Below are 23,691 nucleotides of genomic sequence, written 5' to 3'. Positions count from 1 at the left end.
TCGTGACGGATGCGCGCAGCCGGAAGCCGGGCGCCGGGGGGAACATCCGGTCGACTACAATCCCGTAGACGGTCTACGGCACTGTAGACGATCGCGAGGCGGGGAGAGGGCGATGAGCGGGTCGACGGCCGACCGCAGGCCGGCGGGTGAGCTGGAGGCGAGTGTCCTCGCCGCACTGTGGGCGGCGAAAGCGCCCCAGACGGCCGCCCAGGTACAAAGGACCCTGACGGCCGACCTGGCGCGCACGACGGTGACGACCATCCTGTCCCGCCTCCACGAGAAGGGGACCCTCGCCCGGGAGCGCTCCGGCCGCGGCTACGCCTACTTCCCCGTGCGGGACACCCACGGCCTCACGGCCCGGCGCATGCACCACGAGCTCGACAAGGACAGCGACCGCGAGACCGTCCTCGCGCGGTTCGTCTCCGAGCTGAGCCCCGACGACGAGCGCGTCCTACGGGAACTGCTGGACGGCGGCGGGCAGTGATCACCGGCCTGCTCGCCTCCCTGCTGCTGCCCTTCGCCGCGCCGCCCCTGGCCCGCTGGGCCGCACCCCGGCTGGGTCCGTCGCTCGCCCTGTGGACGCTGACCGTCACCGCGTGCGCCCTCGCGGCCGGCTGGCTCGCCGCACTCGGCGGCCTGCTGCTCACCTGGGCGCTCGGCGTGGCCGCACTGGCGCGCCTCGGCCACCTGATCCACCCGCTCGACGTCGCGCCGCCCGTCCTCGCCGCCCCCGCGGCCGCGCTCGCCGTCGGCGCCCTGTCGCTCTGCGCGTACGGGATCGCCCGTTCGGTGCTCCGCCAGCTGCGTCACTACCGCCGCGCTCGCGAGCAGGTGCGCTGGGCCACCGAGGCCGGTGACCTCAGCATCCTGGACCGGCCCGACCCGGACGCCTACGCGCTGCCGGGGAACCCGGGGCGCGTCGTGGTGACCTCCGGCATGCTCCGGGCCCTGGACGGGCCCGAGCGCGAGGTCCTGCTCGCCCACGAACGGGCCCACCTGACCGGCCGCCACCACTGGTTCCTCGCAGCCGCCGATCTCGCCGCGCGCTGCCACCCGGCCCTGCGGGCCGTACGCGACGCCATCGCCCTCAGCGTGGAGCGGGTCGCCGACGAGGCCGCGGCGGCCGCCACCGGAGACCGCCGGCTCACCGCGCGGGCCATCGGGCGCGCCGCGCTGGCCGGGCACGGAGCGGCGGGCGCGGTGCGTCCGGCCTTCGCCGCCCGCGCCGTCGGCGGCCCGGTCCCGCAACGCGTACGGGCACTGCTCCACCCCCCGGCGGCGCGACCGCTCGCGGCAGCGGCGGCGGCCTGCCTGCTGGTGGCCCTGGCGGCGGGAACCACCGTCACCACCGGCGTCGGGCTGGACCTCCTGCACCGCGACGTGGAGGTCGCCCAGGGCGAGGCACCGACCGCCCGCTGACTTCCGCCCCGAGGCCACGGGACCGTCGGGGGCGACGGACCGTCGGCGCCGCCGGGGGCCGGGGGCCGGGGGCCGGGGAACGGGGAACGGCGGACGGCGGACGTCAGAGGTACCGGGCGAAGTCGTCCAGGGTACGGAGCACCTCCGGCTCCGCCGCCGGCGGCAGTTGCAACACGACCTCCTCGATCCCGAGGTCCGCGTAGTGGGCCAGCTTCCCCGGGTCGGGCCGGACGGCGTACGGGACCACCTGGAGGGTCTTCGGATCGCGGCCCGCGTCCTCCCACGCCCGGCGCAGCACTGGGAGGGACTCGGTGAGACCGCCGCCGCCGATGGGCAGCCAGCCGTCGGATTGCTCGGCGACGGCCGCGAAGAGCTTCGGGCCGGCGGCGCCCCCGATGAGGGTGCGCGGCCCGTGCAGTAGAGCGCCGGGGCCCAGTTCACGGGCCGGGCGGGCCGGCTTGGGGTGGGCCTGGCTGGCCCGGACGGAGCCGAAGGCGCCCTCGTACGGGGTGGGTTCGGGGGACCACAGGGCGCGCATCAGGGCCAGGCGGTCGCGGACCAGTTCGCGTCGGGTGCGCCACTCCACACCGTGGTCGGCGGCCTCCTCCACGTTCCAGCCGTAGCCGACGCCGAGGGTGAGACGGCCGCCGCAGAGGTGGTCCAAGGTGGCGGCCTGCTTCGCGAGGACGATCGGGTCGTGCTGCGCGACCAGGGTGATACCGGTGCCGAGGTGCAGCCGCTCGGTGACCGCGCAGGCCTGGGCGAGCGCGACGAAGGGATCGAGGGTGCGCCCGTACTCCTCGGGCAGTTCACCGCCCATCGGCGCGGCGGTGTCGCGGGCGACGGGGATGTGCGTGTGCTCGGGGAGGTAGAGGCCTGCGAAGCCGCGCCCCTCCAAGGCCAGGGCGAGGCGGGTGGGGGTGATGGTGCGGTCGGTGAGGAAGATGGTCGTGGCGATCCGCATGCGTGATGGCACCTCCGAGACGTCGGGCGGCCAACGTACGGTGCCTCGACCGCCCGGCGACAGGGCGCGGGCCGCGCCTCGCCGGCCGTCAGCCGATCGGTTGGCGGACCTCCGCCCGGATTTTGAGGGCCGTCTCGGCCGTCCGGTTCAGGTCGATCGAGGCGGGGCTCTGCCGGGCGCTCTCGGCGGTGATCACACCGACCGCTGCGGCCGTGTTCCCGTCCGCCCAGGCGCACATGGGGAGGGTGACCTTGGTGCCGTTCTGGAGCGAGGTCAGCACCTGACAGGTCAAGGCGACGTCCGAGCCGGTCGGCGTGATGTCCCTCGGGGGAACCGCGAGCTGCGCGCCGTCGCCCTCCTGGGCGCCCTTGATTATCTTCCGGCGGGCGCCCGCCGGGTCCTTGAACTGGCCGTACATGCCGGAGAGGGCCAGGATGCCGGGGTCGGTGTCCGAGTCGGAGGTGTACCGGGCGACCACCGGCTCGGGGTTGCGGACCTTCGGGTCGTAGGCGCCGTCCAGTACCTCCTTGCCCTTGGTCCGGGACGCGTCCTCGGAGAGCTGGTACGTGCCGAGCAGCGTCTTCGGCACCGTCAGGCGGTAGGTGGCGGCCGGGAACCCGGCCCCGCTCATGACGGACCCCGCCTGGGCGAGCCGGTTCACCACGAAGCCCGCGACGAGTAGACCGCCCAGGGCGATCGCGACGACGGCGACCACCATCCCGCCCCGGTTCTTGCGCGGCGGGCGTCCCATCGGCGGCCCCATCGGGGTCTGACCCCAAGGTGCTTGGCCGGGGTAGGGCGGCTGCGCGTGAGGGCCGCCCGGGTAGCCCTGGGGGGCCGGCTGCCCCTGCGGCCCGTACTGCTGCGGGAACGGCTGCTGCTGCCCGTATTGCTGCCCGTGTTGCTGCCCGTCGTACGGACCGGGTTGTTGCGGGGTCCCGTACGGGCCGGGGGAGTACGGAGGGGGCGGCGGCATGCTCATGATCGAACGCTACTCCACGCCTCCGACACACCGTCCGTCGAGCGGTGGCGGATCTCGGCGAGGGGTCAGGCGCGCGGGTAGCGCGACAGCCACCCCGGGGCGGACGCGGAGGGGCCGTGGAGAGCGGGACCCTGGGTCATCTCCAGCGCGAAGTCGTCGGCCAGCTCCAGGATCGTGGCGCGCCCCTCCAAGTCGGCCAACCAGGCCGCCGGCAGGGCCGTCTCCCCGTGCAGTGCGCCGAGCAGCGCCCCGCACAGGGCGCCGGTGACGGTGGAGTCCCCGCCGTGGTTGACGGCGAGCCGCAGCCCGTGCGGGACGTCCTCGGCGACCAGGGCGCAGTACACGGCGACGGCGAGCGTGTCCTCGGCGTCACGGCCGTCCCCCGGGGAGAGGGACTCCACCACCTTGGGGCTCGGCTGCCCCTGCGTGGCCGCGGAGACCGCGCGTTGGAGGGCGTCGGTGACCGGCTGGTGGGAGGGGCGGCCCCCGAGCAGGCCGAGGGAGCGCTGTACGGCGGCGTCCAGCGAATCACCGCGGGTCAGGCCGTGGACGATCACGGCGAAGGCTCCGGCGGACAGGTACGCGGTGGGGTGCCCGTGGCTCTGGGTCGCGCATTCGACGGCGAGTTGGAGCACGAGGGCCGGTTCCCAGCCGACCAGCAGGCCGAAGGGGGCCGAGCGCGCGGTCGCGGCGGCGTCCCGGGCGGTGGGGTTCTTCGGCTGGTCGGGGGTGCCGAGCTTGTCGTCGGCGAAGCCGGTCATACAGGCGCGGTCGGGGCCGCGGCGGGCGTAGAGCCACTCCTGTTGCGCGAGCCAGCCGTTGTCCTTGCGCCGCTCGTCGGGGCCCCAGTCGTGCTGGGTCGCGGCCCAGCGCAGGTAGGCCCGGTGGACGTCGGTCGGCGGGTGCCAGCCGCCGGTGTCCCGGCGTACGTGGGCCCGGATCAGCCCGTCGACGGTGAAGAGGGCGAGCTGCGTGGAGGCGGTGACGGTGCCCCGGCGGCCGTAGGCGGGGGCGGGTTCGGTCAGACCGGCCAGGCCGTGGGTCTCGCGGATGCCGTCGAGGGAGAGGCCGGCGACGGGCGCGCCCAAGGCGTCGCCGATCGCGGAGCCGAGCAGGGTGCCGCGGACCCGGCTGCGGAAGTCCTGCTGTTCGATCCGGCCCCAGAACGCCGTGGAGGTGGCGCTGGAGGTGACGCCGGCTGTCGGCGCCGCCGCGGGTATGGGCGCGGACGGACCGGTGCCCGCAGGGGCCGCCGCGTCCGGGGCCGTAGGCGTCGCTGTGCTCGTGTCCATGCTGTTTCCCCCCAGGCCCCAGGCTTTGGCGCGCACTGTAGTGGACAGGTTCGGTCGAACCTGGACGGTATGAGTCAGGTCGCGCAGAAGTGGTCGGAGAACGGCCGGAATCCGAACACTTCCGACCGTCGTCCCGTCGCTCGTCGTCTCATCGTCTCGCCGATCGGATTAGGACCTCCTCGTCGGCTGACGCGGGCGTGGCGACGCCCCCGAACGGTCCGCGACCGTCCGGGGGCGTACGCGTGCCGGTGGGGCCGTGGGTCAGCAGGCGAAGTCGACGCGGCGGAACGAGGCGTAGTGGTCCGCCGTGTAGTAGTCCTCGGCGGTCTGCTGCCCCGTGATGACGCGCCGGGCGCCGCGGGTCGGGGAGCCCGGGGTGATGACGGTGTACTCGTGGTAGTAGCCGGTGGTGTGACCGGGCAGCAGGCCCTCGCGGTTCTGGAAGACGACGCCGTCCTGGGAGTACGGGAAGGGGCCGCCCTGGTCTATGAGGTCGAGCGTGTCATGGGCCTGGGAAGGCAGGGCGGAGTAACAGATCCGGCCGACGGAGGCGACGGAGGCGGAGGCGGCCGAGGCGGAGGCGGGGGCGGGCGCGGCGGAGGCGGTCGGGCCCGCGAGGAGAGTGGCGGCGACGGCGGCGGCCGCGCCGAGGGCTGCGATGCGTGGGGAGATCCTCATGTCGGCCAGGATGACGCGCGTAGAGCGACCTCCGGAACACCAACTGCCTTGTGTTCCACACCTGTTCACCGGGCATGTGGTGGGGGGAACCGGGGCGCCGCCCCGCCTTAAACCGTCGGCAACCCGGCGCGGGCACCCGACGTGGGAGACGGCCGCCACGGGGGCCCGTTTGTATGGTGGTCGCGTGCTTGAAGGCCACGACCACGACCACGGGGATGACCACGGCCACGCGCACGGCCACGCGCACGACCAAGGCCGTGCGCACGACCAAGGCCATGCGCACGACCACCCGCACGCCACCCGCCGGTCGCGGAGACCGTGCCGCCGGCTGCCACATCTCCTCGTCCCGCACAGCCACGACACCCAGGACAAGGTCGACCCCGCGATGGAGACCTCCCGCGAGGGCATGCGCGCCCTGTGGCTCTCCCTCGCCGTCCTGGGGCTGACCACCGCAGTCCAAGCCGTGGTCGTCGCCCTCTCCGGTTCGGTGGCGCTGCTGGGCGACACCCTCCACAACGGGGCCGACGCGCTCACGGCCGTGCCCCTGGGCATCGCGTTCGTCCTGGGCCGCCGGGCGGCCAACCGCCGCTACACCTACGGCTACGGCCGCGCCGAGGACGTGGCCGGCATCGTCATCGTGCTGACCATCGCCGCCTCCTCCGCGCTCGCCGCGCACACGGCCGTGGACCGGCTGCTGCACCCGCGCCCGATCAGCCACCTGGGGGCGGTGGCCGCCGCGGCGGTGGTCGGGTTCGCCGGCAACGAGTGGGTGGCCCGGCACCGCATCCGTACCGGCCGCCGGATCGGCTCGGCCGCACTCGTCGCGGACGGGTTGCACGCCCGCACCGACGGGTTCACCTCGCTCGCCGTCCTCCTCGGCGCGGGCGGCGCCGCGCTCGGTTGGCGGGCCGCCGACCCGCTCGTGGGCCTGCTCATCACCGCGGCGATCCTGATGGTGCTGCGCGACGCGGCCCGCGAGATCTACCGCCGGCTCATGGACTCCGTCGACCCCGCCCTCGTCGACACCGCCGAAGACGCGCTGCGCGGCGTGGACGGGGTACGTGGCCTCGGGCAGGTCCGGCTGCGGTGGATCGGCCACACCCTGCGGGCCGAGGCCGACATCGTCGTCGACCCGCACCTGACCGTCGTACAGGCCCACGCCCTGGCGGTCGCCGCCGAACACGCCCTGATCCACGCCGTGCCCCGGCTGACTGCCGCCACCGTCCACACCGACCACACCACCGACCACGACCACGACGACCCGCACGCGGCCCTCGCCCACCACGCGGCCCTCGCGGACCCCGCGCCCATCGCGGACCCCGCGGCGCCCGCCTGAGCGGGCGCCGCGCGGCCCGGACTCAGTCCACCAGCGGCAGCAGCTCCGGCAGATGCCCGTCCGAGGCCGCCGCCGCGCGGCGGCGCTCCTGCGGAACCTCGCCGTACAGGGTCGTACGGGGCCTCGCCGGCCGCCCGGCCGCCGCCGCGACCGCGACGAGGTCCTGGACGGACTTGTACGAGCCGTAACCGGAACCCGCCATCCGGGAGATGGTCTCCTCCATCAGGGTCCCGCCCAGGTCGTTCGCACCGGAACGGAGCATCTCGGCCGCGCCCTCCGCACCCAGCTTCACCCAACTCGTCTGGATGTTGGTGATGTGCGGGTGGAGCAGGATGCGGGCCATCGCCGTCACCGCCCGGTTGTCGCGCACCGTCGGGCCGGGCCGCGCGATGCCCGCCAGGTACACGGGGGCGTTGGTGTGGATGAACGGCAGCGTGACGAACTCCGTGAAACCGCCCGTCCGCTGCTGGATGCGGGCCAGTGTGCGCAGGTGCCCGAGCCAGTGCCGGGGCTGGTCCACGTGCCCGTACATCATCGTGGACGACGACCGGATGCCCAGCTCGTGCGCCGTCGTGATGACGTCGATCCAGTCCGCCGTGGGCAGCTTGCCCTTGGTCAGCACCCAGCGGACCTCGTCGTCCAGGATCTCCGCCGCCGTGCCCGGTATCGAGTCCAGGCCCGCCTCCTTCGCGGCCGTCAGCCAGTCCCGTACGGACATCCCCGTCCGCGTCGCGCCGTTGACCACCTCCATCGGCGAAAACGCGTGGACGTGCATGCCGGGCACCCGCTTCTTTACCGCCCGCGCGATGTCGAAGTACGCCGTCCCGGGCAGGTCCGGGTGGATGCCGCCCTGCATGCACACCTCGACCGCGCCGACGTCCCACGCCTGCTCGGCCCGGTCCGCGACCTGGTCGAGGGAGAGGGTGTAGGCGTCCGCGTCCGTACGGCGCTGCGCGAACGCGCAGAACCGGCAGCCGGTGTAGCAGACGTTGGTGAAGTTGATGTTCCGCGTGACGATGTACGTGACGTCCTCGCCCACCACCGACCGGCGCAGGTCGTCCGCGATCCGGCACAACGCGTCCAGCGCGGGCCCGTCGGCGTGCAGCAGCGCCAGCGCCTGGGCGTCGCTCAGCTTCGTCGGGTCGTCGGCGGCCCGCGCCAGCGCGGCCCGTACGTCCGTGTCGATGCGCTCGGGCACCATGCCGGGCGCGGCGGCCTCGCGCAACGCGTCCCAGTCGCCGTAGACGAGGTCGAAGTCCTCACGCCGGTCGCCCGTACGTCCCTCGGTGTCGATGGTGGCGTGCAGGTCGGTGCGCCCGTACGCGCTGAAGCTCTCGTCCGGCTCCTGCCACGGGTGGCCCGTCACCTCGGCCGTCTCGTCCGCCAGCCCGGTGTCCGGATCGGCGAGCGCCCGTACGTGCGGCAGCAGGCGCGGGTCCAGCCACGGCTCCCCGCGTCGCACGAACTCCGGGTACACGCAGAGCCGTTCGCGCAGCTCGAAGCCGGCGGCCGCCGACTGCTCGGCCAACACGTCGATCTGGGGCCAGGGCCGCTCGGGGTTGACGTGGTCGGGAGTCAGCGGGGAGACGCCGCCCCAGTCGTCGATGCCCGCGCCGATCAGCCGCGCGTACTCGCCGTCGACCAGATTGGGCGGCGCCTGGAGACAGCCCGAGGGCCCCATGATGTGCCGGGCGACGGCGATCGTCGCCACGAGGTCGTCGAGTTCGGCGTCAGGCATTCCGCGCATCGCCGTGTCCGGCTTGGCGCGGAAGTTCTGGATGATCAGCTCCTGGATGCCGTGGTAGGCGCGCGAGACACGGCGCAGCGCGAACAGTGACTCCGCGCGCTCCTCGTACGTCTCGCCGATGCCAATGAGCAGGCCGGAGGTGAAGGGCACCGAGGAGCGCCCGGCGTCCTCCAGCACGCGCAGCCGGACCGCCGGCTCCTTGTCGGGGGAGCCGTGGTGCGGGCCGCCCGGCTCCGACCACAGGCGGGTGGCGGTGGTCTCCAGCATCATCCCCATGGACGGGGCGACGGGCTTGAGACGCTGGAAGTCGGCCCAGGACATCACGCCCGGGTTGAGGTGGGGGAGGAGGCCCGTCTCCTCCAGGATGCGGATCGAGATGGCCCGTACGTAGGAGATCGTGTCGTCGTAGCCGTGCGCTTCCAGCCACTCGCGCGCCTCGGGCCAGCGGTCCTCCGGCTTGTCCCCCAGGGTGATGAGCGCTTCCTTGCAGCCGAGCGCGGCGCCTCGGCGGGCGATGTCGAGCACCTCGTCGGGCGACATGTACATACCGTGACCGGCGCGGCGGAGCTTGCCGGGGACCGTCGCGAAGGTGCAGTAGTGACACTTGTCGCGGCACAGGCGGGTGAGGGGGATGAACACGCTCTTCGAGTACGTGATCACGCCCGGCCGGCCGGCCGCGGCGAGACCGGCGTCGCGGACCCGGGCGGCGGAGGCGGTGAGGTCCGTCAGGGCCGCCCCGCGCGCCTGGAGGAGCACGGCCGCCTCGGTCGCGTCGAGCGCGACGCCGTCACGGGCACGCCGGAGCGCGCGGCGCATCGCGTTGTCGGTCGGAGCGTCACTCGGAGTGGTCATGGGCCCGAGCATACGATCCGGTCGACCGGACGGGGGGAGGTCATCGCATCAGCTCACCGGCGTTGACCAGCAGGGACTGGCCGGTTATGGCCCGCGCCCGGTCGGAGGCGAAGAAGACGGCGGCGTCCGCCACATCCCCGTCGGTGGCGAGGTCGGGCAGCGCCATCCGCTCCGTGAGCCGCGCGTGCACCTCGGCTTCGGGCACGCCTTCGGAGTGGGCGGTGAAGGTCACGAAGGCCTGCACGGGCGGCCCCCACATCCAGCCCGGCAGGACGGTGTTGACGCGAATGCGGTGGGGGCCGAGCTCCCGGGCCATCGAGTACATGGCGGAGGTCAGCGCGCCTTTGGACGCGGCGTACGCGGCCTGCTGCACCTGGGACGGCGAGGCCACGGCGGACTGGGTGCCGACGATGACGACGGATCCGCCGGCCTGTTTGAGCGCGGGCAGACAGGCCCGGGTCATGCGCAGGGTGCCGAGGAGGTTGACGTCGATGATCTGCTGCCAGGTCCCGAAGTCGGCGTCCTCCAGGCCACCGAAGTAGGAGTCCCAGGCGGCGACGTGCACGACGGCGTCGATGCCGCCGAAGCGCTCGACGGCGAGCGCGGCGAGGGCCTCGCACTGCGCCTCGTCGGTGATGTCCGTGGAGCGGTGGGCGGTGTGCGCGCCGTCGGGATCGATCTCGGCGGCGGCCTTGACGAGGTTCGCCTCGGTCCGCGCCCCGAGCACGGCGTTCCCGCCGTCCCGCACGACGGCGGCGGCCACCTGGTGCCCGAGCCCGGCGCCGACCCCGGAAACGATGACGGTCTTCCCACGAAGCAGCATGCGCCCTCCTGTGGCTTGCGGTCGCTCTGCACCTGACGGGACGTCAGGGTAGGGGTGGGGGCGGTGGATGGGAAGGCGGGGGTGGGCGGAGTTGGGCGGGGGCTTCGGGGGCGGTGTTCCCCCTGGGCGGGGTCGGGTGGTGCTGGGGGCGTCCCGTCAGTCCGCTGTCCTTTCGTGTCGTGCCGGTCGGTCAAGGGCGCTCCTCCTCGTTCCTCGTCGTCGCGTCGCTGCGCGATGGCCTTCGGCCACCCTTGACAGCCCGTCCCGCCCCGAAATGCCAAAGACTGCCGGAAAGCCCCCAGGGGAGAGGAACGGTCAGGAGGGTCGTGGAGGGGGCCGGTATATCCAGCCTCGCCGGCGTTTGAGGCGTGGAGCCCGGGGCGGAGCCCCGAAAGACCCCGAGCGCAGCGAGGGGGCACCCCCACGCGCCAGATCGCTACGCGCTTCCGTTGTCCCGGCGTCCGCAGCCCGGCATGGGCTAGATACGGACCTCACCGATCACCGCACGGTTGACGGCAGTCACGCGTCCGCCGCCCGCCAGGGGTTGGGCATGACCGCCAACGACAGCCACACGGCTGACGTGCCCTGGCGTCGAAGACGCCGCTGGGCAACCACCGTCCCATCCGCCGGACGGCAACCGGCAGGCCGGCCGGACGGCGAGCACGGGCTCTCCCGATCGCTACGTGGCCTCGGGGGGAACGGGGGTCGCCTGGTGGTAGTACATGCGCCACATGCCGTCGTCATCGTTCCTGTGCCACAGAGAACTCCGCCAGGCCCACTGCCCGTCGATCACGGTCTTGTACGTGAGGTGCACCAGCCCCGGGGCCAATGCGACGCCGGTCATCTCCGACGGCTCGTAGCGCGGTCCGTCCTCCGCCACACCCTCCATTTCGGGCAGCGCGGCAACCATCTCGTCGTACGTCCAACGCCGGCCCGAGGCGCCCACCTCCACGAACTTCGGGTCGAGGAGACGACGGATGAGCGCCTGGGACGTACGCACCTCGGGGTCCATCAATCGCAGTTCACCTGCGATCGCCTCACCTACTTCGTCTGCTTCAGTCATCCCTCCATCTTCGTCCGAGCGGTGTGAACCGCCGGTCATATCGACGCCAGGTCACATCAACCGCCCAACATCACGTGCGGCCGTCCCAGCCATTCGGGTTGCGAGTCGTATCGACGGCGGTCCGTTCGACCCCAGGTCCCGTCAGTGGGTCCACATGGCGCATTTCGCCCTTCTCGGCCAGCGGGCGCCCTCAAGGCGGTAGTTGATGCCGGTTCGCCCGGCTTTTTTTCAGCCGATGACGAGCTCTTCGACGCCAGGGCACGTCAACCGTGCGGTGATCGGTGAGGTCCGTATCTAGCCCATGCCGGGCTGCGGACGCCGGGACAACGGAAGCGCGTAGCGATCTGGCGCGTGGGGGTGCCGCCTCGCTGCGCTCGGGGTCTTTCGGGGCTCCGCCCCGGACCCCGCGCCTCAAACGCCGGCGAGGCTGGATATACCGGCCCCCTCCACGACCCTCCTGACCGTTCCTCTCCCCTGGGGGCTTTCCGGCAGTCTTTGGCATTTCGGGGCGGGACGGGCTGTCAAGGGTGGCCGAAGGCCATCGCGCAGCGACGCGACGACGAGGAACGAGGAGGAGCGCCCTTGACCGACCGGCACGACACGAAAGGACAGTGGACTGACGGGACGCCCCCAGCACCACCCGACCCCGCCCAGGGGGAACACCGCCCCCGAAGCCCCCGCCCAACTCCGCCCACCCCCGCCCCCGGTCGGATGCCCCCCGTGAGACACCCCCCCCCGTGAGACACCCCCCCGTAAGACACCCCCGTCGAACTCGTGGCGAAGCCGAGACGAATGGTGTGTCATATCTGTCGGGGTGACGGCGAGTCGTGGGCGAATACCTGATAGACAGAATATTCACGGCTCGACCAGCCACACATCCTGTCGGCCGCCTTGGGGGGATCGCCGCACCGTGAAGCCGCTTCACCGCCACGTAGTCAACACCTCGCGCAAGGTCCTGTGCACCGCCGCGCTCGCGGCCAGCCTGACCACCGCCGCGGTCGTGACCAACACGCCGACCGCGGGCGCGGGGGAGTCCGAGCCCACGCCCGACAGTCCACAGGCCACCGACCGCGGTGACGCCCGTCTGGATCTGCCGAAGCTCGTCGCCGACCCGCCTCCGCCGCCCGGAGCCGGCGCCCCCGAGGGGGCCAGCGGCATACCGGGGACCGCCCTCGACGCCTACAAGCGCGGCGCCGTGTCGGTGGCCGCCGCGCTTCCCCACTGCAACCTGCCCTGGCAGTTGCTCGCGGGCATAGGCAGGATCGAGTCCGTCCACGCCTCCGGCTACGGGCTCAAGTCCGACGGCTACACCGAGAAGCCGATCCGCGGCCCCCGCCTCGACGGCAACGGTTACGCGCAGATCAAGGACTCCGACCACGGAGAGTGGGACGGGGACACCGAGTACGACCGCGCCGTAGGGCCGCTCCAGTTCATCCCGCAGACGTGGAAGGATTGGGGCGCCGACGGCAACGGCGACGGCAAGCGCGACCCGAACAACATCTACGACGCCGCGCTGGGCGCCGGCCTCTACCTCTGCGCCGGTGACCGGGACCTCTCCGATCCGGCCAAGCTCGACCAGGCGATCCTCAGCTACAACAGCTCCCGCGACTACGTGAACTCCGTCCTCGGGTACATGCGCCAGTACCAGGACGGTGGCGTCACCGACGTACCGAACCCGCCCGCGGGCAACTACCCGACGCCTCCGCCCACGGCCCCGCTGCCCACGCCGAGGCCCCCGGCCCCCCAGCCGCCCGCCACCAAGCCGCCGGCGACCAAGCCGGCCGAGCCCGAGAAGCCGAAGCCGTCGACCCCCCGGCTCGCCAAGCTGGAGTTGATCGGCGATCCGGACCTCAAGGCCGAGGTCGGGGCCGTGTTCACCCCGGACGCCAAGGTCAAGGCGGTGCTCTCCGACGGCAAGCCGGCCGTCGGGCAGAAGGTCGTGTTCGTCGTCGAGGCGGACACCACCGGTGGCACGCTCTTCCAGGACTCCAAGAAGGCCGACGTCGTCGCGCTCACCGACGCCCAGGGCATCGCGCGGGTGCCCGCGCTCACCGCGGGCCCGAAGGCCGGCACCTTCTCCTTCCGCGCCTCGGCCTACGACGCCTCGAACCAGTTCACGGTGATGCTGCGGGGCGCCGTCACCGCGAAGCCGGTCGCGGACCTGCTGGTGCGGGCGGACCACGGTACGAAGCCGCTGGAGACCGTCGCCGGTACCAGCGTCAAGGACTTCGGGCTGCTCGCGACCGCCAAGGGCCAGCCGATCGCCGGCACGAAGGCCACGGCGGGCCTGGGTGCGAAGGGCGAGGACGGCGTCTGGGTCCCGGTGGACCCGGCGAAGACGACGGGCCCGTACTTCAAGGGCAAGGACGGCAAGAAGCTGTTCACCCTGGAGCTCGACCCGAGCGACGCCGACGGAAAGATCACCCTTCCGGAGCTGTTCACCACGGACGTGGCACCGGGTACCTACTTCCTCCGGGTGGTCACGCCGGACAAGGTGGAACTGATCCTGGAACTCAAGATCACCGCCGCCGCGACGTCCACTCCTTCCCCCGCTTCCACGCCCAACTCCACGTCGGCCGGCACCCCGGCCCCCACCCGCACCCCCCCGGCCACCAAGCCGTAGGGCGGAACCCCGAGCGCCCCCGGCACCGTACCCACGGCGTCGGGGGCGCTCACGTCTGCGGACGAGCAAGAAGGTCGGCAGAGGCGCGCACGGGACGTACACCAGGCAACACGCGACGCACATCAGGCAACAGGGGGCAACAAAAGGCAGGAGCCCCGCCTCCTCCGCTCGCACGGAGGAGGCAGGGCTCCTTGGGTACTGCTAATCCAACCGCGATCCGGTCGGCCAGGCGACTAGGCCGGGATAACGTTCTCCGCCTGCGGGCCCTTCGGACCCTGCGTGACGTCGAAGGTCACCTGCTGGTTCTCCTCCAGGGAGCGGAAGCCAGAGGCGTTGATCGCGGAGTAGTGGACGAAGACATCCGGGCCGCCGCCGTCCTGGGCGATGAAGCCGAAGCCCTTTTCAGCGTTGAACCACTTCACGGTTCCGGTAGCCATGAGCCCTCCTATGGGCCAAAGGGTCGCCCTGCTCCAGAACCTGCTAAGAAGTCTGAAAACTACAAAAGCCTGCGGGTCACATTCTCCGCAGGCCTCGTACTGCAAGGGAAACCAAACTGCAACTTGCGACGAGCCTAGCACGCACCCTGTGGCCGAGACCAGAGGGAAAGATCACGTCACTCGGACGTTTGAGACCCGCCCGAAGGCTGACGAGACCCCGGGGGCTAGTCTCGCGATGTGGACGTCTATCGCAGCCGGCCCCGAGTCGGCCACATCCAGTTCCTGAACTGCCTTCCGCTCTACTGGGGGCTGGCCAGAACCGGCACGCTGCTGGACCTGGAGCTGACGAAGGACACCCCCGAGAAGCTGAGTGAACGGCTCGTCCAGGGGGACCTGGACATCGCGCCGATCACCCTCGTGGAGTTCCTGCGCAACGCCGACCAGCTCGTCGCCTTCCCCGACCTCGCCGTGGGCTGCGACGGCCCCGTGATGTCGTGCGTGATCGTCTCGCAGGTCCCCCTGGACCAGCTCGACGGCGCCCGGGTGGCCCTCGGTTCGACTTCCCGCACGTCCGTCCGGCTCGCCCAGCTGCTGCTCGCCGAGCAGTACGGAGTGCGCCCCGACTACTACACCTGCCCCCCTGACCTGGGGGTGATGATGCAGGAGGCGGAGGCGGCGGTCCTGATCGGGGACGCCGCGCTGCGCGCTTCGCTGCACGACGCGCCCCGGCTCGGCCTGGCGGTGCACGACCTGGGGCTGATGTGGAAGGAGTGGACCGGGCTGCCGTTCGTCTTCGCCGTCTGGGCTGCCCGGAAGGACTACCTCGCCCGCGAGCCCCTCGTCGTCCGCAAGGTCCACGAGGCCTTCCTCGCCTCCAGGGACGTCTCCTTGGAGGAGGTCACCAAGGTCGCCGAGCAGGCGGCGCGCTGGGAGGCCTTCGACGCCGAGCTGCTGGAGCGGTACTTCACCACCCTCGACTTCCGCTTCGGCCCGGAGCAGTTGGCGGGCGTGCGCGAATTCGCACGCCGTACCGGATCGGCCTCGGGGTACGCGGCGGATGTGGCCGTGGAACTGCTGGCCGCAGCCTCGCCCGGACATTAGCGCGGCTTATGCCCGAGGCGGGCGGAGGGGGAACGCGGGGGCGATCGCACGCCTTTCCGTATCGCGGAACGCGCAATAGGTCGTTCCCCGAGAATTCGTCTCCCTTTCGCTTTCCGCGTACGAATCGACGGCAGGGGGAACCGGCCCATAGCCGGCTCCCGCACGCCCCCTCGCCGGCGTCTGGATACCGGTACCCGTGGCCGCGCCCGGCCGCCCCGCCCTAAGGTGCTCCTTGGCTGCGCCACAGGGCATCACGCGGCAGCGCAGGGCGGACGCGGCAGCGCAGGGCAACAGTTGCAGCGCAGGACAACACGCGGCAGCGCAGGACACACGCGGCAGCGCAAGGAACACAGGGCAACACAGGGGCACGCAGGGGAACACGGCGAACGGGGGAGGGACGCGATGCAGCCGCTGGAAGCCGGTGACCCGCGGACCATCGGCGGGTACCGGCTGCTCGGCCGGTTGGGCGCGGGCGGCATGGGACGGGTGTACCTCGGGCGGAGCGCCGGAGGCCGGACCGTCGCCGTGAAGATCGTGCACCCCCAGTTCGCCGCCGACCCGGAGTTCCGCGCCCGGTTCCGCCGAGAGGTCGCGGCCGCCCGGCGGGTCGGCGGGGAGTGGACGGCGCCCGTGCTGGACGCCGACCCCGAGGCGGAGGTGCCGTGGGTGGCGGCCGGTTATGTGGCCGGCCCCTCCCTGGACCGGGCGGTCGCCGCGCACGGCGCGCTGCCCGAGGCGTCGGTACGGGCCATCGGCGAGGGTCTTGCCCGCGCCCTGGTGGCGGTGCACGCGCTGGGCCTCGTGCACCGGGACGTGAAACCGTCGAACGTGATGTTGACGCTGGAGGGCCCCGGGCCCCGATTGATCGACTTCGGGATCGCCCGGGCCACCGCGGGCACGGCTTCCCTCACCTCCACCGGGGTCTCCGTCGGCTCGCCCGGCTACATGGCGCCGGAGCAGATCATCGGCGAGGGCGTCACCGGCGCGGCGGACGTGTTCTCGCTCGGCGCCGTGCTGGCCTTCGCGGCGAGCGGGCGTCCGCCGTTCACCGGGGACCACTCGGCGGCGTTGCTCTACAAGGTGGTGCACGAGCCCCCGGAGCTCGACGGGATCGCGTCCGACGAACTGCGCGAACTCATCGGGGTCTGCCTGGCCAAGGCGCCCGCCGACCGCCCGGCCCCGGCGGCGATCGCGACGGCCCTGGACGGCGCCCTGCGCGCGCCGGGGTGGTTGCCCGCTCCGTTGGTGGAGGAGGCGAGCCGCGCGGCGGTGGCGCTGTTGAACCTGGACTCGCAACCGGTAGAGGGCTTCGCCTCGGGGCCGGTCCCCTTCACTCAGGCTTCGGGCGGAGGCGGCGGTTCGGACGGCGGTCCGGCCGCCGGCGGCTTCGGCCCGGCCCACGCCTCGTACACGGCCCCCGGCCGCCCGGGCGCGGGCGCGGGCCGGACCGTCTACGGGCCGTACGGTCCGCCCACCGACGCCGCCGCCTTCACCGGGCACGCGCCCACCGGGACGGCCGACGGGTCCGGGCGTCACGCCGGTACCGGACCGGCCGCCGCCGGTGATGGCCGTGAGGGCCGCCGCGTCAGCGTCACGGCGTCAGGTCGGCGGGTGAGCTGCACGGTGGTCGTCGCCGCGGCCGCCGTACTGGCGGGGCTGTCCGGCGGGTTGTACGGGTTGGACCTGCTGCCCGGCCAGAACGGCGGCCGGGAAGGGCGCCCGTTCCCCGCCGGGAGCAAGCCGTCGGCCTCGGCGAGCGCCTCCACCCAGCCGTCCCCATCCCCGTCCCCCTCCACCGGCGCCAAGGGCACCCGTGACACGGTGCCCAAGGAGCTGATCGGCACCTGGAAGGGGGCGACCACGACCAACCTCGGGGCCCCCGGCCAGTTCGAGATCACCATCAAGGGGGGCAGGACGGGAGAGGTGGTCGCCCGGGACAAGTCCGTCATCCCGCTCTTCGACACGGACTGTAGCGGCGACTGGAAGCTGGCCTCCGCCACCGACCGCTCCCTGGTCCTCGATACGTCGGGCGGCCCCAACCCCGCCCCCGGGATCTGCTCCAACGGCTCGGCCGACGAGCGCTTCACGCTCAACCAGAACGGGACCCTCCACTACCGGTCCGGCGACCGGGCGGCCGGAAACCCGGAGGGCGACCTCACCCGCAGCCCATGAGCCCGTCCGCTGCGCCGCTCCCCCCCGGACGCCGCCGGTGGGCTCCCCCTGGAACCCGCCGGCCGACGGCCCTGACGTAGTCTGGATCGGTCCGGACCTTGACACACCGCCGAAAGGTGAAGCACCGGTGACCGACCAGGCCGCTCTCCAGTCTGTCCTCGACCGTGCCGCCGCAGGGGGCCGGATCACCAAGGAAGAGGCCCTCGACCTCTACCGGCACGCCCCGCTGCACGCGCTCGGCCAAGCCGCCGACGCGGCGCGCCGGCGGCGCTACGCGGGTACCGAGCACATCGCGACGTACATCATCGAACGCAACATCAACTACACCAACGTGTGTGTGACGGCCTGCAAGTTCTGCGCCTTCTACGCCGCCCCCAAGGACACCGCCAAGGGCTGGTCCCGGGACCTCGACGACATCCTGCGCCGCTGCGCGGAGACCGTGGAGCTGGGCGGCACGCAGATCATGTTCCAGGGCGGCCACCACCCGGACTACGGCGTCGAGTACTACGAGCACCACTTCTCCGCCATCAAGAAGGCGTTCCCCCAGCTGGTCATCCACTCCCTCGGCGCGTCCGAGGTCGACCACATGGCCCGGATCTCCGGTGTGAGCGCCGAAGAGGCCATCCGCCGCATCCACGCCGCCGGTCTCGACTCCTTCGCGGGCGCCGGCGCCGAACTGCTCCCGGAGCGGCCGCGCAAGGCGATCGCCCCGCTCAAGGAGTCCGGCGAGCGCTGGCTGGAGATCATGGAGATCGCCCACAAGCTGGGCGTGGAGTCCACCTCCACCATGCTGATGGGCACGGGCGAGACCAACGCCGAGCGCATCGAGCACATCGCGATGATCCGTGACACGCAGGACCGTACGGGCGGCTTCCGCGCCTTCATCCCGTACACGTACCAGCCGGAGAACAACCACCTCAAGGGCCGGACGCAGGCGACGGTGTTCGAGTACCTGCGGATGATCGCTATCGCCCGCCTGTTCCTCGACAACATCGCCCACATCCAGGGCTCCTGGCTGACCGTCGGCAAGGAGGCGGGCCAGCTGTCCCTGCACTACGGTGCGGACGACCTGGGCTCGATCATGCTGGAGGAGAACGTGGTCTCCTCGGCCGGTGCCAAGCACCGCTCGAACCGTCAGGAGATCATCGACCTGATCCGCAAGGCGGGTCGGGTCCCGGCGCAGCGCGCCACGACGTACGAGCACCTCCTGGTGCACGAGGACCCGGCGAACGACCCGGTCGACGACCGCGTCGTCTCGCACATCTCCTCCACCGCCATCGAGGGCGGCACCGCGCACCCCGAGCTGAAGCTCATCTCCTCGAACTGACGCCGCCGTGCTGACGCTCCACGCCGCCGAACTCCTCCTCCCCGGGCCGGGCCGCGCCGCGCTGCCCGGCGGGGCGGTCCTCGTCGAGGGCGACCGGATCGCCCGGGTGGGACCGTACGAGGAGCTCGGCGCGGCCTTCGCGCACGCCCGGGTCCGCCGCTGGCCCGGGGTCCTGACCCCGGGTCTGCTGGTACGCGGGGCGGACGAGCTGCTGGAGCGGACGTACTACCCGGACGACCCGTACGAGACCACCGAGCTCGGGGCGGACCCGATCAGCGGCGCCGAGGCGCTCGCCGACCTGAAGCTGACCGAGTCCCGCCGGGGCAACAGTGCCCGGCGGGCCACGCAGAAGCTGTTGGCGCGCGGGGTGGTGGCGGTGGCCGGGCGGTTGACGGCGCCGGCGGTGCGGACGGCGGTGGTGCGCTCGGGGCTGACGGTCCTCGCGCCGTTGCCGTACGGGGCTCCGCCGTCCCTGGACCCGCTGGCCGGGGTGGCCGCCGCCGAGGAGGCGTTCCACGGGGTGCTGGAGGCGGGCGCCCCCGCCCGGTTCGCGGTGTTCGCGGCGTCGGACGCGCGGGACCTCCTGGCGCAGGGCTCGACCAGCTGCGTGGCCACCGTCATCGGCGGCCGACTCCTGCACCGCCGGCGCTGAGCCCGCCGACCGCCGACCCCTGCACCGCCGACTGCCGCACTGCCGGCGCCGAGCCAGCCGGCGCCGAGCCGCGCGAGGGGGCGCCGGGACCGCCTGCGAGAATGGCCCGGTATCGACCGACCCGAGCCACACCGCACCGAGGGGCCCCACGCCAGTGACCCGCGCTTCCCTGGACAAGCAGCCGCACGAAGTCGCCTCCATGTTCGACGGCGTCGCGGCGAACTACGACCTCACCAACGACGTCCTCTCCCTCGGCCAGGCCCGGCTGTGGCGCAAGGAGGTCGCGAAGGCGGTCGGCGCGCGCCCCGGGCACACGGTTCTAGACCTCGCCGCCGGTACGGCGACGTCCTCGCTGCCCTTCGCCGCGACCGGTGCGTACGTCGTCCCCTGCGACTTCTCCCTCGGCATGCTGCGCGAGGGCAAGAAGCGCCGGCCCTGGCTGCCGCTGACCGCCGGTGACGCGACGAAGCTGCCGTTCAAGGACGGTGTCTTCGACACCGTGACGATCTCCTTCGGTCTGCGCAACGTCCAGGACACCGACGCGGCGTTGCGGGAGCTGTACCGGGTGACGAAGCCGGGGGGCCAGGTGGTCATCTGCGAGTTCTCCCAGCCGACGTGGGCGCCGCTGCGCACGGTCTACACGGAGTACCTGATGCGTGCCCTGCCGCCGGTGGCCCGAGCGGTGTCCTCCAACCCCGACGCGTACGTGTACCTCGCCGAGTCGATCCGTGAGTGGCCGGACCAGCCCGCGCTGGCCGCGCTGTTGCAGAAGGCCGGCTGGTCGAAGGTCGCCTGGCGGAACCTGAGCGGCGGGATCGTGGCGCTGCACCGCGGTACCAAGGCGTAGCGGCGTACGGAGGAACGAGCCCGGTGGACTCCGCCCCGTCCGACCCCGCGCCCGTCGGCCCCGCGCCCGTCGACCCCGCGCCCTTCGACTACCAGGCCGTGCTCGACCAGATCGAGCGGGACGTCGCCCCGCTGGTCGGCGGCGGCACCCCCGCCGAGTACATCCCGGCCCTCGCCTCCGTGGACCCGGGGCAGTTCGGGATGGCGCTGGTCACCATGGGCGGCAAGGTCTTCGGGGTGGGGGACTGGCAGGTGCCCTTCTCCACTCAGTCGATCACCAAGGTGTTCACGCTCGCCCTGGCACTGGCGGCCGAGGGCGGGGACAGCCTGTGGGAGCGGGTGGGCCGCGAGCCGTCCGGCAACCCGTTCAACTCGCTCGTGCAGCTGGAATACGAGAACGGCATCCCGCGCAACCCGTTCATCAACGCGGGGGCGCTCGTCGTCACCGACCGGCTCCAGACACTGACGGGTGACGCGAGCAGTGAACTGCTGCGGTTCCTGCGGGAGGAGAGCGGCAACCCGGACGTCGCCTTCGACGCCGAAGTGGCGGCCTCCGAGCACGAGCACGGCGACCGCAACGCGGCGCTGGCCCACTTCATGGCGTCCTACGGGAACATCGACAACCCGGTACCGACCCTGTTGGACCACTACTTCTGGCAGTGCTCCATCCAGATGAGCTGCGCCGACCTGGCGCGCGCCGGCCGGGTCCTGGCCCGGCACGGCGTGCGCGCGGACGGCTCCCGGCTGCTGACGCGCAGCGAGGCGAAGCAGATCAACGCGGTGATGCTGACGTGCGGGACGTACGACGCGGCGGGCGAGTTCGCCTACCGCGTCGGCCTGCCAGGCAAGAGCGGTGTCGGCGGCGGGATCGTCGCCGTCGTGCCCGGGCGGTGTTCCCTCGCCGTGTGGAGTCCGGGGTTGGACGCGCACGGCAATTCGGTGGCGGGTGTGGCAGCGCTGGACCGCTTCACGACCCTGACCGGCATGTCCGTATTCTGACTCCCCTTCCACTGCGCCCCTCGCGCCGGTCGGCGCCGGGGCGCCTTCCGGGCTCGGGGCCGCCCCCGCCCGGCGGCCCCGAGGACTGGGGACGCCGGTGGCGCCGCGCCGGGCGGCTCAGGCGAGGGTCAGCTCGTAACGGCGCGCCGGGTTGCCGCCCGGGGACAGGAGCTCCTCCGCCAGATCCATCCCGAGGCGCTCCGCCACCGCCACCGAACGCGCGTTCCTGGCGTCGATCATCGCGACCACGTGCGGGACCCCGGCTTCCCTGAGCCGGTCGAGGGTGGCCAGCGCGGAGGCGTACGCGTACCCCTTCCCCCACGCGGAACGCCCCAGCCGCCAACCGATCTCGATCTCGCCGACAGGTCCCCACTCCCGGGGCCACGGCTGCGCACCGGTGAAGCCGATCACCGTTCCCTCCTCGTCGAGCAGGGTCCACAGGCAGTAGCCGAGCTGTGCGTCGTGCAGCCGCTGCCGCGCGGTGAGCTCCTCGTACAACGAGAGCTCGGCGGGGCCGCCGAGGAACTCCATGACGTCGGTGTCGTCGAAGACGGTGTGCCACGCGCGCGCGTCCTCGTCGGTGGGCACGCGAAGCTGTACGGCCGGGAGCGGCGGCCGGGTCGGCGAGGTGGTCACAGGGGCAGCCCTTCGGATCGCGATCTCTTCCGCTGCATAGACTGCGACATGTCCCGTGCCGTTGGGCACCCTTTATCGAGCCTTCGGGAGAGCCCGCAGTGACCGAGGCAGTGACCGAGCCCCTCTCCGAACACTCCGCTGATGTGATCGTCGTCGGGGCCGGACCCGCCGGCTCCACCACCGCCTACCACCTCGCCAAGGCGGGACTCGACGTCCTGCTGCTGGAGAAGACGGCCTTCCCGCGCGAGAAGGTGTGCGGCGACGGGCTGACCCCGCGCGCCACCAAGCAGCTGGTCTCCATGGGCATCGACATCTCCGAAGAGGCCGGCTGGCTGCGCAACAAGGGCCTGCGGATCATCGGCGGCGGGCAGCGGCTCCAGCTGGACTGGCCGGAACTCGCCTCCTATCCGGACTACGGGCTCGTCCGCAAGCGCGACGACTTCGACGAGACCCTGGCCCGGCAGGCACAGAAGGCGGGCGCGCGGCTGTACGAGCGCTGCAACGTCGGCGAGCCCGTCCGGGACCCGCGCACCGGCCACATCGTCGGTGTCCAGGCGAAGCTGGGCGAGGAGAAGACCCCGGTCACCTTCAAGGCCCCGCTGGTCGTCGCCGCCGACGGCAACTCCTCCCGACTGTCGCTGGCGATGGGCCTGCACCGGCGCGAGGACCGCCCGATGGGCGTGGCGGTGCGTACGTACTTCACCTCGCCTCGGCACGACGACGACTACCTGGAGTCCTGGCTGGAGCTGTGGGACCGGCGCGGTACGCAGGACCGGCTGCTGCCCGGCTACGGCTGGATCTTCGGCATGGGCGACGGCACGTCCAACGTCGGCCTCGGCATCCTCAACTCATCCTCCGCGTTCAGGGAACTGGACTGGCGCGAGGTCCTCAAGGCCTGGTGCGCGTCCATGCCGCAGGACTGGGGCTACACGCCCGAGAACATGACGCAGCCGATCCGCGGCGCGGCCCTGCCGATGGCCTTCAACCGGCAGCCGCACTACACCAAGGGCCTGCTGCTGGTCGGTGACGCGGGTGGGCTCGTCAACCCGTTCAACGGCGAGGGCATCGCCTATGCGATGGAGTCCGGGCAGATCGCCGCGGAGGTCATCGTCCAGGCCAACGCCCGCGCCACCCCGGCGCAGCGCGAACTGGCCCTGCACAATTACCCGAAGGTGCTCAAGGAGACCTACGGCGGTTACTACACGCTGGGTCGCGCGTTCGTGAAGCTGATCGGCAACCCGAAGGTGATGAAGATCGCCGCACAGCGCGGTCTGAGCCACCCGGTGTTGATGAGGTTCACCCTCAAGATGCTGGCCAACCTGACCGACCCCACGGGCGGCGACGCGATGGACCGCATCATCAACGGCCTCTCGAAGGTGGCGCCGAAGGCGTAGGGCCCTGTTCTAGTTCGCGTCGGCGGGGCGGCCGGGGAGGCCTTCGGGCCGGCCGGGGCCGCCGTCTCCGTCGAGGGCGGGGAGGTCGCCGTGCGAGGGCGTGTGCACCGTGCGTACGCAGCGGGTCAGCAGGACCAGCGCCCACAGCAGCAGCAGTCCCGAGGCCGTCCAGTCCACGGCGAGCGTCACGGGGTGTCCCGGCTTCGCCCAGGGGCGGGTGGTGGTGAGCAGCCAGCCGCCCAGGGCGAGGAGGGCGAGACCGCCGGCGGCGGGGAGGGCGGTGGGGTCGCCGTCGGGGCCGTGGCTGTCGTACGGCTCGGTGATCACGGACCACACCTCCTGGGGCGA

General features: G+C 72.5%; 21 protein-coding genes. 11 read left to right on the top strand and 10 right to left on the bottom strand.

Translation table 11 applies throughout. From position 1 onward, the window contains the following. Window positions 1–112: 112 nt before the first annotated feature. Both ACV7NM_RS14185 and ACV7NM_RS14180 read left to right on the top strand, forming a co-directional pair. Entirely contained in the window at window positions 113–484 is a 372-nt protein-coding gene (locus ACV7NM_RS14185) for a BlaI/MecI/CopY family transcriptional regulator (RefSeq protein WP_463410616.1), read from the top strand. Further along, window positions 481–1,419, top strand: a complete 939-nt coding sequence (locus ACV7NM_RS14180; RefSeq protein ID WP_463410615.1) for a M56 family metallopeptidase — start codon at window positions 481–483, stop codon at window positions 1,417–1,419. The genes ACV7NM_RS14185 and ACV7NM_RS14180 overlap by 4 nt, the downstream gene beginning before the upstream one ends. Window positions 1,420–1,522: 103 nt before the next feature. Here the strand turns inward: ACV7NM_RS14180 and ACV7NM_RS14175 are convergent, their stop codons facing one another. The 4 genes from ACV7NM_RS14175 to ACV7NM_RS14160 all read right to left on the bottom strand — a co-directional run bounded on the left by ACV7NM_RS14175 (window position 1,523) and on the right by ACV7NM_RS14160 (window position 5,335). Beyond that, on the bottom strand, window positions 1,523–2,383 hold the full coding sequence (locus ACV7NM_RS14175) for a TIGR03619 family F420-dependent LLM class oxidoreductase (protein ID WP_463410614.1): 861 nt from the start codon (window positions 2,381–2,383) through the stop codon (window positions 1,523–1,525). Window positions 2,384–2,471: 88 nt separating this feature from the next. Further along, window positions 2,472–3,365 (bottom strand): hypothetical protein, encoded by an 894-nt coding sequence (locus ACV7NM_RS14170; RefSeq protein ID WP_463410613.1) that lies wholly within the window; start codon window positions 3,363–3,365, stop codon window positions 2,472–2,474. Window positions 3,366–3,430: 65 nt separating this feature from the next. Then, window positions 3,431–4,657, bottom strand: coding sequence for an ADP-ribosylglycohydrolase family protein (locus ACV7NM_RS14165; protein WP_463410612.1), 1,227 nt, complete (start codon window positions 4,655–4,657; stop codon window positions 3,431–3,433). Between the two features lie 261 nt (window positions 4,658–4,918). After that, window positions 4,919–5,335 (bottom strand): guanyl-specific ribonuclease, encoded by a 417-nt coding sequence (locus tag ACV7NM_RS14160; protein ID WP_463410611.1) that lies wholly within the window; start codon window positions 5,333–5,335, stop codon window positions 4,919–4,921. 184 nt (window positions 5,336–5,519) lie between these two features. Here ACV7NM_RS14160 and ACV7NM_RS14155 point away from each other — a divergent pair, with 184 nt between their 5' ends. After that, a complete protein-coding gene (locus ACV7NM_RS14155; protein ID WP_463410610.1) occupies window positions 5,520–6,671 on the top strand; it encodes a cation diffusion facilitator family transporter in 1,152 nt (383 codons plus the stop codon). A gap of 22 nt (window positions 6,672–6,693) precedes the next feature. Here the strand turns inward: ACV7NM_RS14155 and ACV7NM_RS14150 are convergent, their stop codons facing one another. From ACV7NM_RS14150 to ACV7NM_RS14140, 3 genes are all read right to left on the bottom strand, one after another. Then, window positions 6,694–9,270: a bifunctional FO biosynthesis protein CofGH gene (locus ACV7NM_RS14150; RefSeq protein ID WP_463410609.1), complete on the bottom strand. Its 2,577-nt coding sequence runs from the start codon at window positions 9,268–9,270 to the stop codon at window positions 6,694–6,696. A 40-nt stretch (window positions 9,271–9,310) separates the two neighbouring features. Next, the gene (locus ACV7NM_RS14145; RefSeq protein ID WP_463410608.1) at window positions 9,311–10,093 is read right to left on the bottom strand and encodes an SDR family oxidoreductase; all 783 of its coding nucleotides are present in this window, start codon (window positions 10,091–10,093) and stop codon (window positions 9,311–9,313) included. Window positions 10,094–10,772: 679 nt separating this feature from the next. Next, window positions 10,773–11,156, bottom strand: coding sequence for a nuclear transport factor 2 family protein (locus ACV7NM_RS14140; RefSeq protein WP_463410607.1), 384 nt, complete (start codon window positions 11,154–11,156; stop codon window positions 10,773–10,775). Between the two features lie 910 nt (window positions 11,157–12,066). On the opposite strand from ACV7NM_RS14140, the gene ACV7NM_RS14135 reads away from it, so the two are divergent. After that, a complete protein-coding gene (locus tag ACV7NM_RS14135; protein ID WP_463410606.1) occupies window positions 12,067–13,779 on the top strand; it encodes a lytic transglycosylase domain-containing protein in 1,713 nt (570 codons plus the stop codon). Between the two features lie 233 nt (window positions 13,780–14,012). On the opposite strand, the gene ACV7NM_RS14130 is transcribed toward ACV7NM_RS14135, so the two are convergent. Beyond that, window positions 14,013–14,216 (bottom strand): cold-shock protein, encoded by a 204-nt coding sequence (locus ACV7NM_RS14130; RefSeq protein ID WP_015610594.1) that lies wholly within the window; start codon window positions 14,214–14,216, stop codon window positions 14,013–14,015. Between the two features lie 237 nt (window positions 14,217–14,453). Here ACV7NM_RS14130 and ACV7NM_RS14125 point away from each other — a divergent pair, with 237 nt between their 5' ends. The 6 genes from ACV7NM_RS14125 (at window position 14,454) to ACV7NM_RS14100 (ending at window position 21,313) form a co-directional block, all read left to right on the top strand. Next, a complete protein-coding gene (locus ACV7NM_RS14125) occupies window positions 14,454–15,317 on the top strand; it encodes a menaquinone biosynthetic enzyme MqnA/MqnD family protein (RefSeq protein ID WP_463410605.1) in 864 nt (287 codons plus the stop codon). Window positions 15,318–15,719: 402 nt separating this feature from the next. Then, window positions 15,720–17,489, top strand: a complete 1,770-nt coding sequence (locus ACV7NM_RS14120) for a serine/threonine-protein kinase (RefSeq protein ID WP_463410604.1) — start codon at window positions 15,720–15,722, stop codon at window positions 17,487–17,489. A 127-nt stretch (window positions 17,490–17,616) separates the two neighbouring features. Next, complete coding sequence (mqnC, locus tag ACV7NM_RS14115) at window positions 17,617–18,816, top strand: cyclic dehypoxanthinyl futalosine synthase (RefSeq protein ID WP_463410603.1); 1,200 nt, start codon at window positions 17,617–17,619, stop codon at window positions 18,814–18,816. A gap of 7 nt (window positions 18,817–18,823) precedes the next feature. Then, a complete protein-coding gene (locus tag ACV7NM_RS14110; protein ID WP_463410602.1) occupies window positions 18,824–19,468 on the top strand; it encodes an imidazolonepropionase-like domain-containing protein in 645 nt (214 codons plus the stop codon). A gap of 154 nt (window positions 19,469–19,622) precedes the next feature. Further along, window positions 19,623–20,315, top strand: coding sequence for a demethylmenaquinone methyltransferase (locus ACV7NM_RS14105; RefSeq protein ID WP_463410601.1), 693 nt, complete (start codon window positions 19,623–19,625; stop codon window positions 20,313–20,315). 98 nt (window positions 20,316–20,413) lie between these two features. Next, entirely contained in the window at window positions 20,414–21,313 is a 900-nt protein-coding gene (locus ACV7NM_RS14100) for a glutaminase (RefSeq protein ID WP_463413941.1), read from the top strand. A 117-nt stretch (window positions 21,314–21,430) separates the two neighbouring features. Here the strand turns inward: ACV7NM_RS14100 and ACV7NM_RS14095 are convergent, their stop codons facing one another. Next, window positions 21,431–21,949 carry a GNAT family N-acetyltransferase gene (locus ACV7NM_RS14095; protein WP_463410600.1) on the bottom strand — a complete coding sequence of 173 codons (519 nt, stop codon included), beginning with the start codon at window positions 21,947–21,949 and terminating at the stop codon, window positions 21,431–21,433. Window positions 21,950–22,059: 110 nt separating this feature from the next. Here ACV7NM_RS14095 and ACV7NM_RS14090 point away from each other — a divergent pair, with 110 nt between their 5' ends. Further along, entirely contained in the window at window positions 22,060–23,343 is a 1,284-nt protein-coding gene (locus ACV7NM_RS14090; RefSeq protein WP_463413940.1) for a geranylgeranyl reductase family protein, read from the top strand. 9 nt (window positions 23,344–23,352) lie between these two features. Here the strand turns inward: ACV7NM_RS14090 and ACV7NM_RS14085 are convergent, their stop codons facing one another. After that, window positions 23,353–23,670, bottom strand: a complete 318-nt coding sequence (locus tag ACV7NM_RS14085) for a hypothetical protein (RefSeq protein WP_463410599.1) — start codon at window positions 23,668–23,670, stop codon at window positions 23,353–23,355. Window positions 23,671–23,691: the final 21 nt, after the last annotated feature.

The organism is Streptomyces sp. Tek67B01, assembly GCF_055231995.1.
Note: the sequence above shows the minus strand (reverse complement) of the source record. Positions and strands in the feature narration are given on the sequence as shown.

What these genes read in the sequence shown, in the direction of transcription:
- ACV7NM_RS14185 (WP_463410616.1), top strand. Translation starts at nt 113, where the DNA reads ATGAGCGGGTCGACGGCCGACCGCAGGCCGGCGGGTGAGCTGGAGGCG.
- ACV7NM_RS14175 (WP_463410614.1), bottom strand. Translation starts at nt 2,383, where the DNA reads ATGCGGATCGCCACGACCATCTTCCTCACCGACCGCACCATCACCCCC.
- ACV7NM_RS14170 (WP_463410613.1), bottom strand. Translation starts at nt 3,365, where the DNA reads ATGAGCATGCCGCCGCCCCCTCCGTACTCCCCCGGCCCGTACGGGACC.
- ACV7NM_RS14165 (WP_463410612.1), bottom strand. Translation starts at nt 4,657, where the DNA reads ATGGACACGAGCACAGCGACGCCTACGGCCCCGGACGCGGCGGCCCCT.
- ACV7NM_RS14160 (WP_463410611.1), bottom strand. Translation starts at nt 5,335, where the DNA reads ATGAGGATCTCCCCACGCATCGCAGCCCTCGGCGCGGCCGCCGCCGTC.
- ACV7NM_RS14150 (WP_463410609.1), bottom strand. Translation starts at nt 9,270, where the DNA reads ATGACCACTCCGAGTGACGCTCCGACCGACAACGCGATGCGCCGCGCG.
- ACV7NM_RS14145 (WP_463410608.1), bottom strand. Translation starts at nt 10,093, where the DNA reads ATGCTGCTTCGTGGGAAGACCGTCATCGTTTCCGGGGTCGGCGCCGGG.
- ACV7NM_RS14140 (WP_463410607.1), bottom strand. Translation starts at nt 11,156, where the DNA reads ATGACTGAAGCAGACGAAGTAGGTGAGGCGATCGCAGGTGAACTGCGA.
- ACV7NM_RS14130 (WP_015610594.1), bottom strand. Translation starts at nt 14,216, where the DNA reads ATGGCTACCGGAACCGTGAAGTGGTTCAACGCTGAAAAGGGCTTCGGC.
- ACV7NM_RS14120 (WP_463410604.1), top strand. Translation starts at nt 15,720, where the DNA reads ATGCAGCCGCTGGAAGCCGGTGACCCGCGGACCATCGGCGGGTACCGG.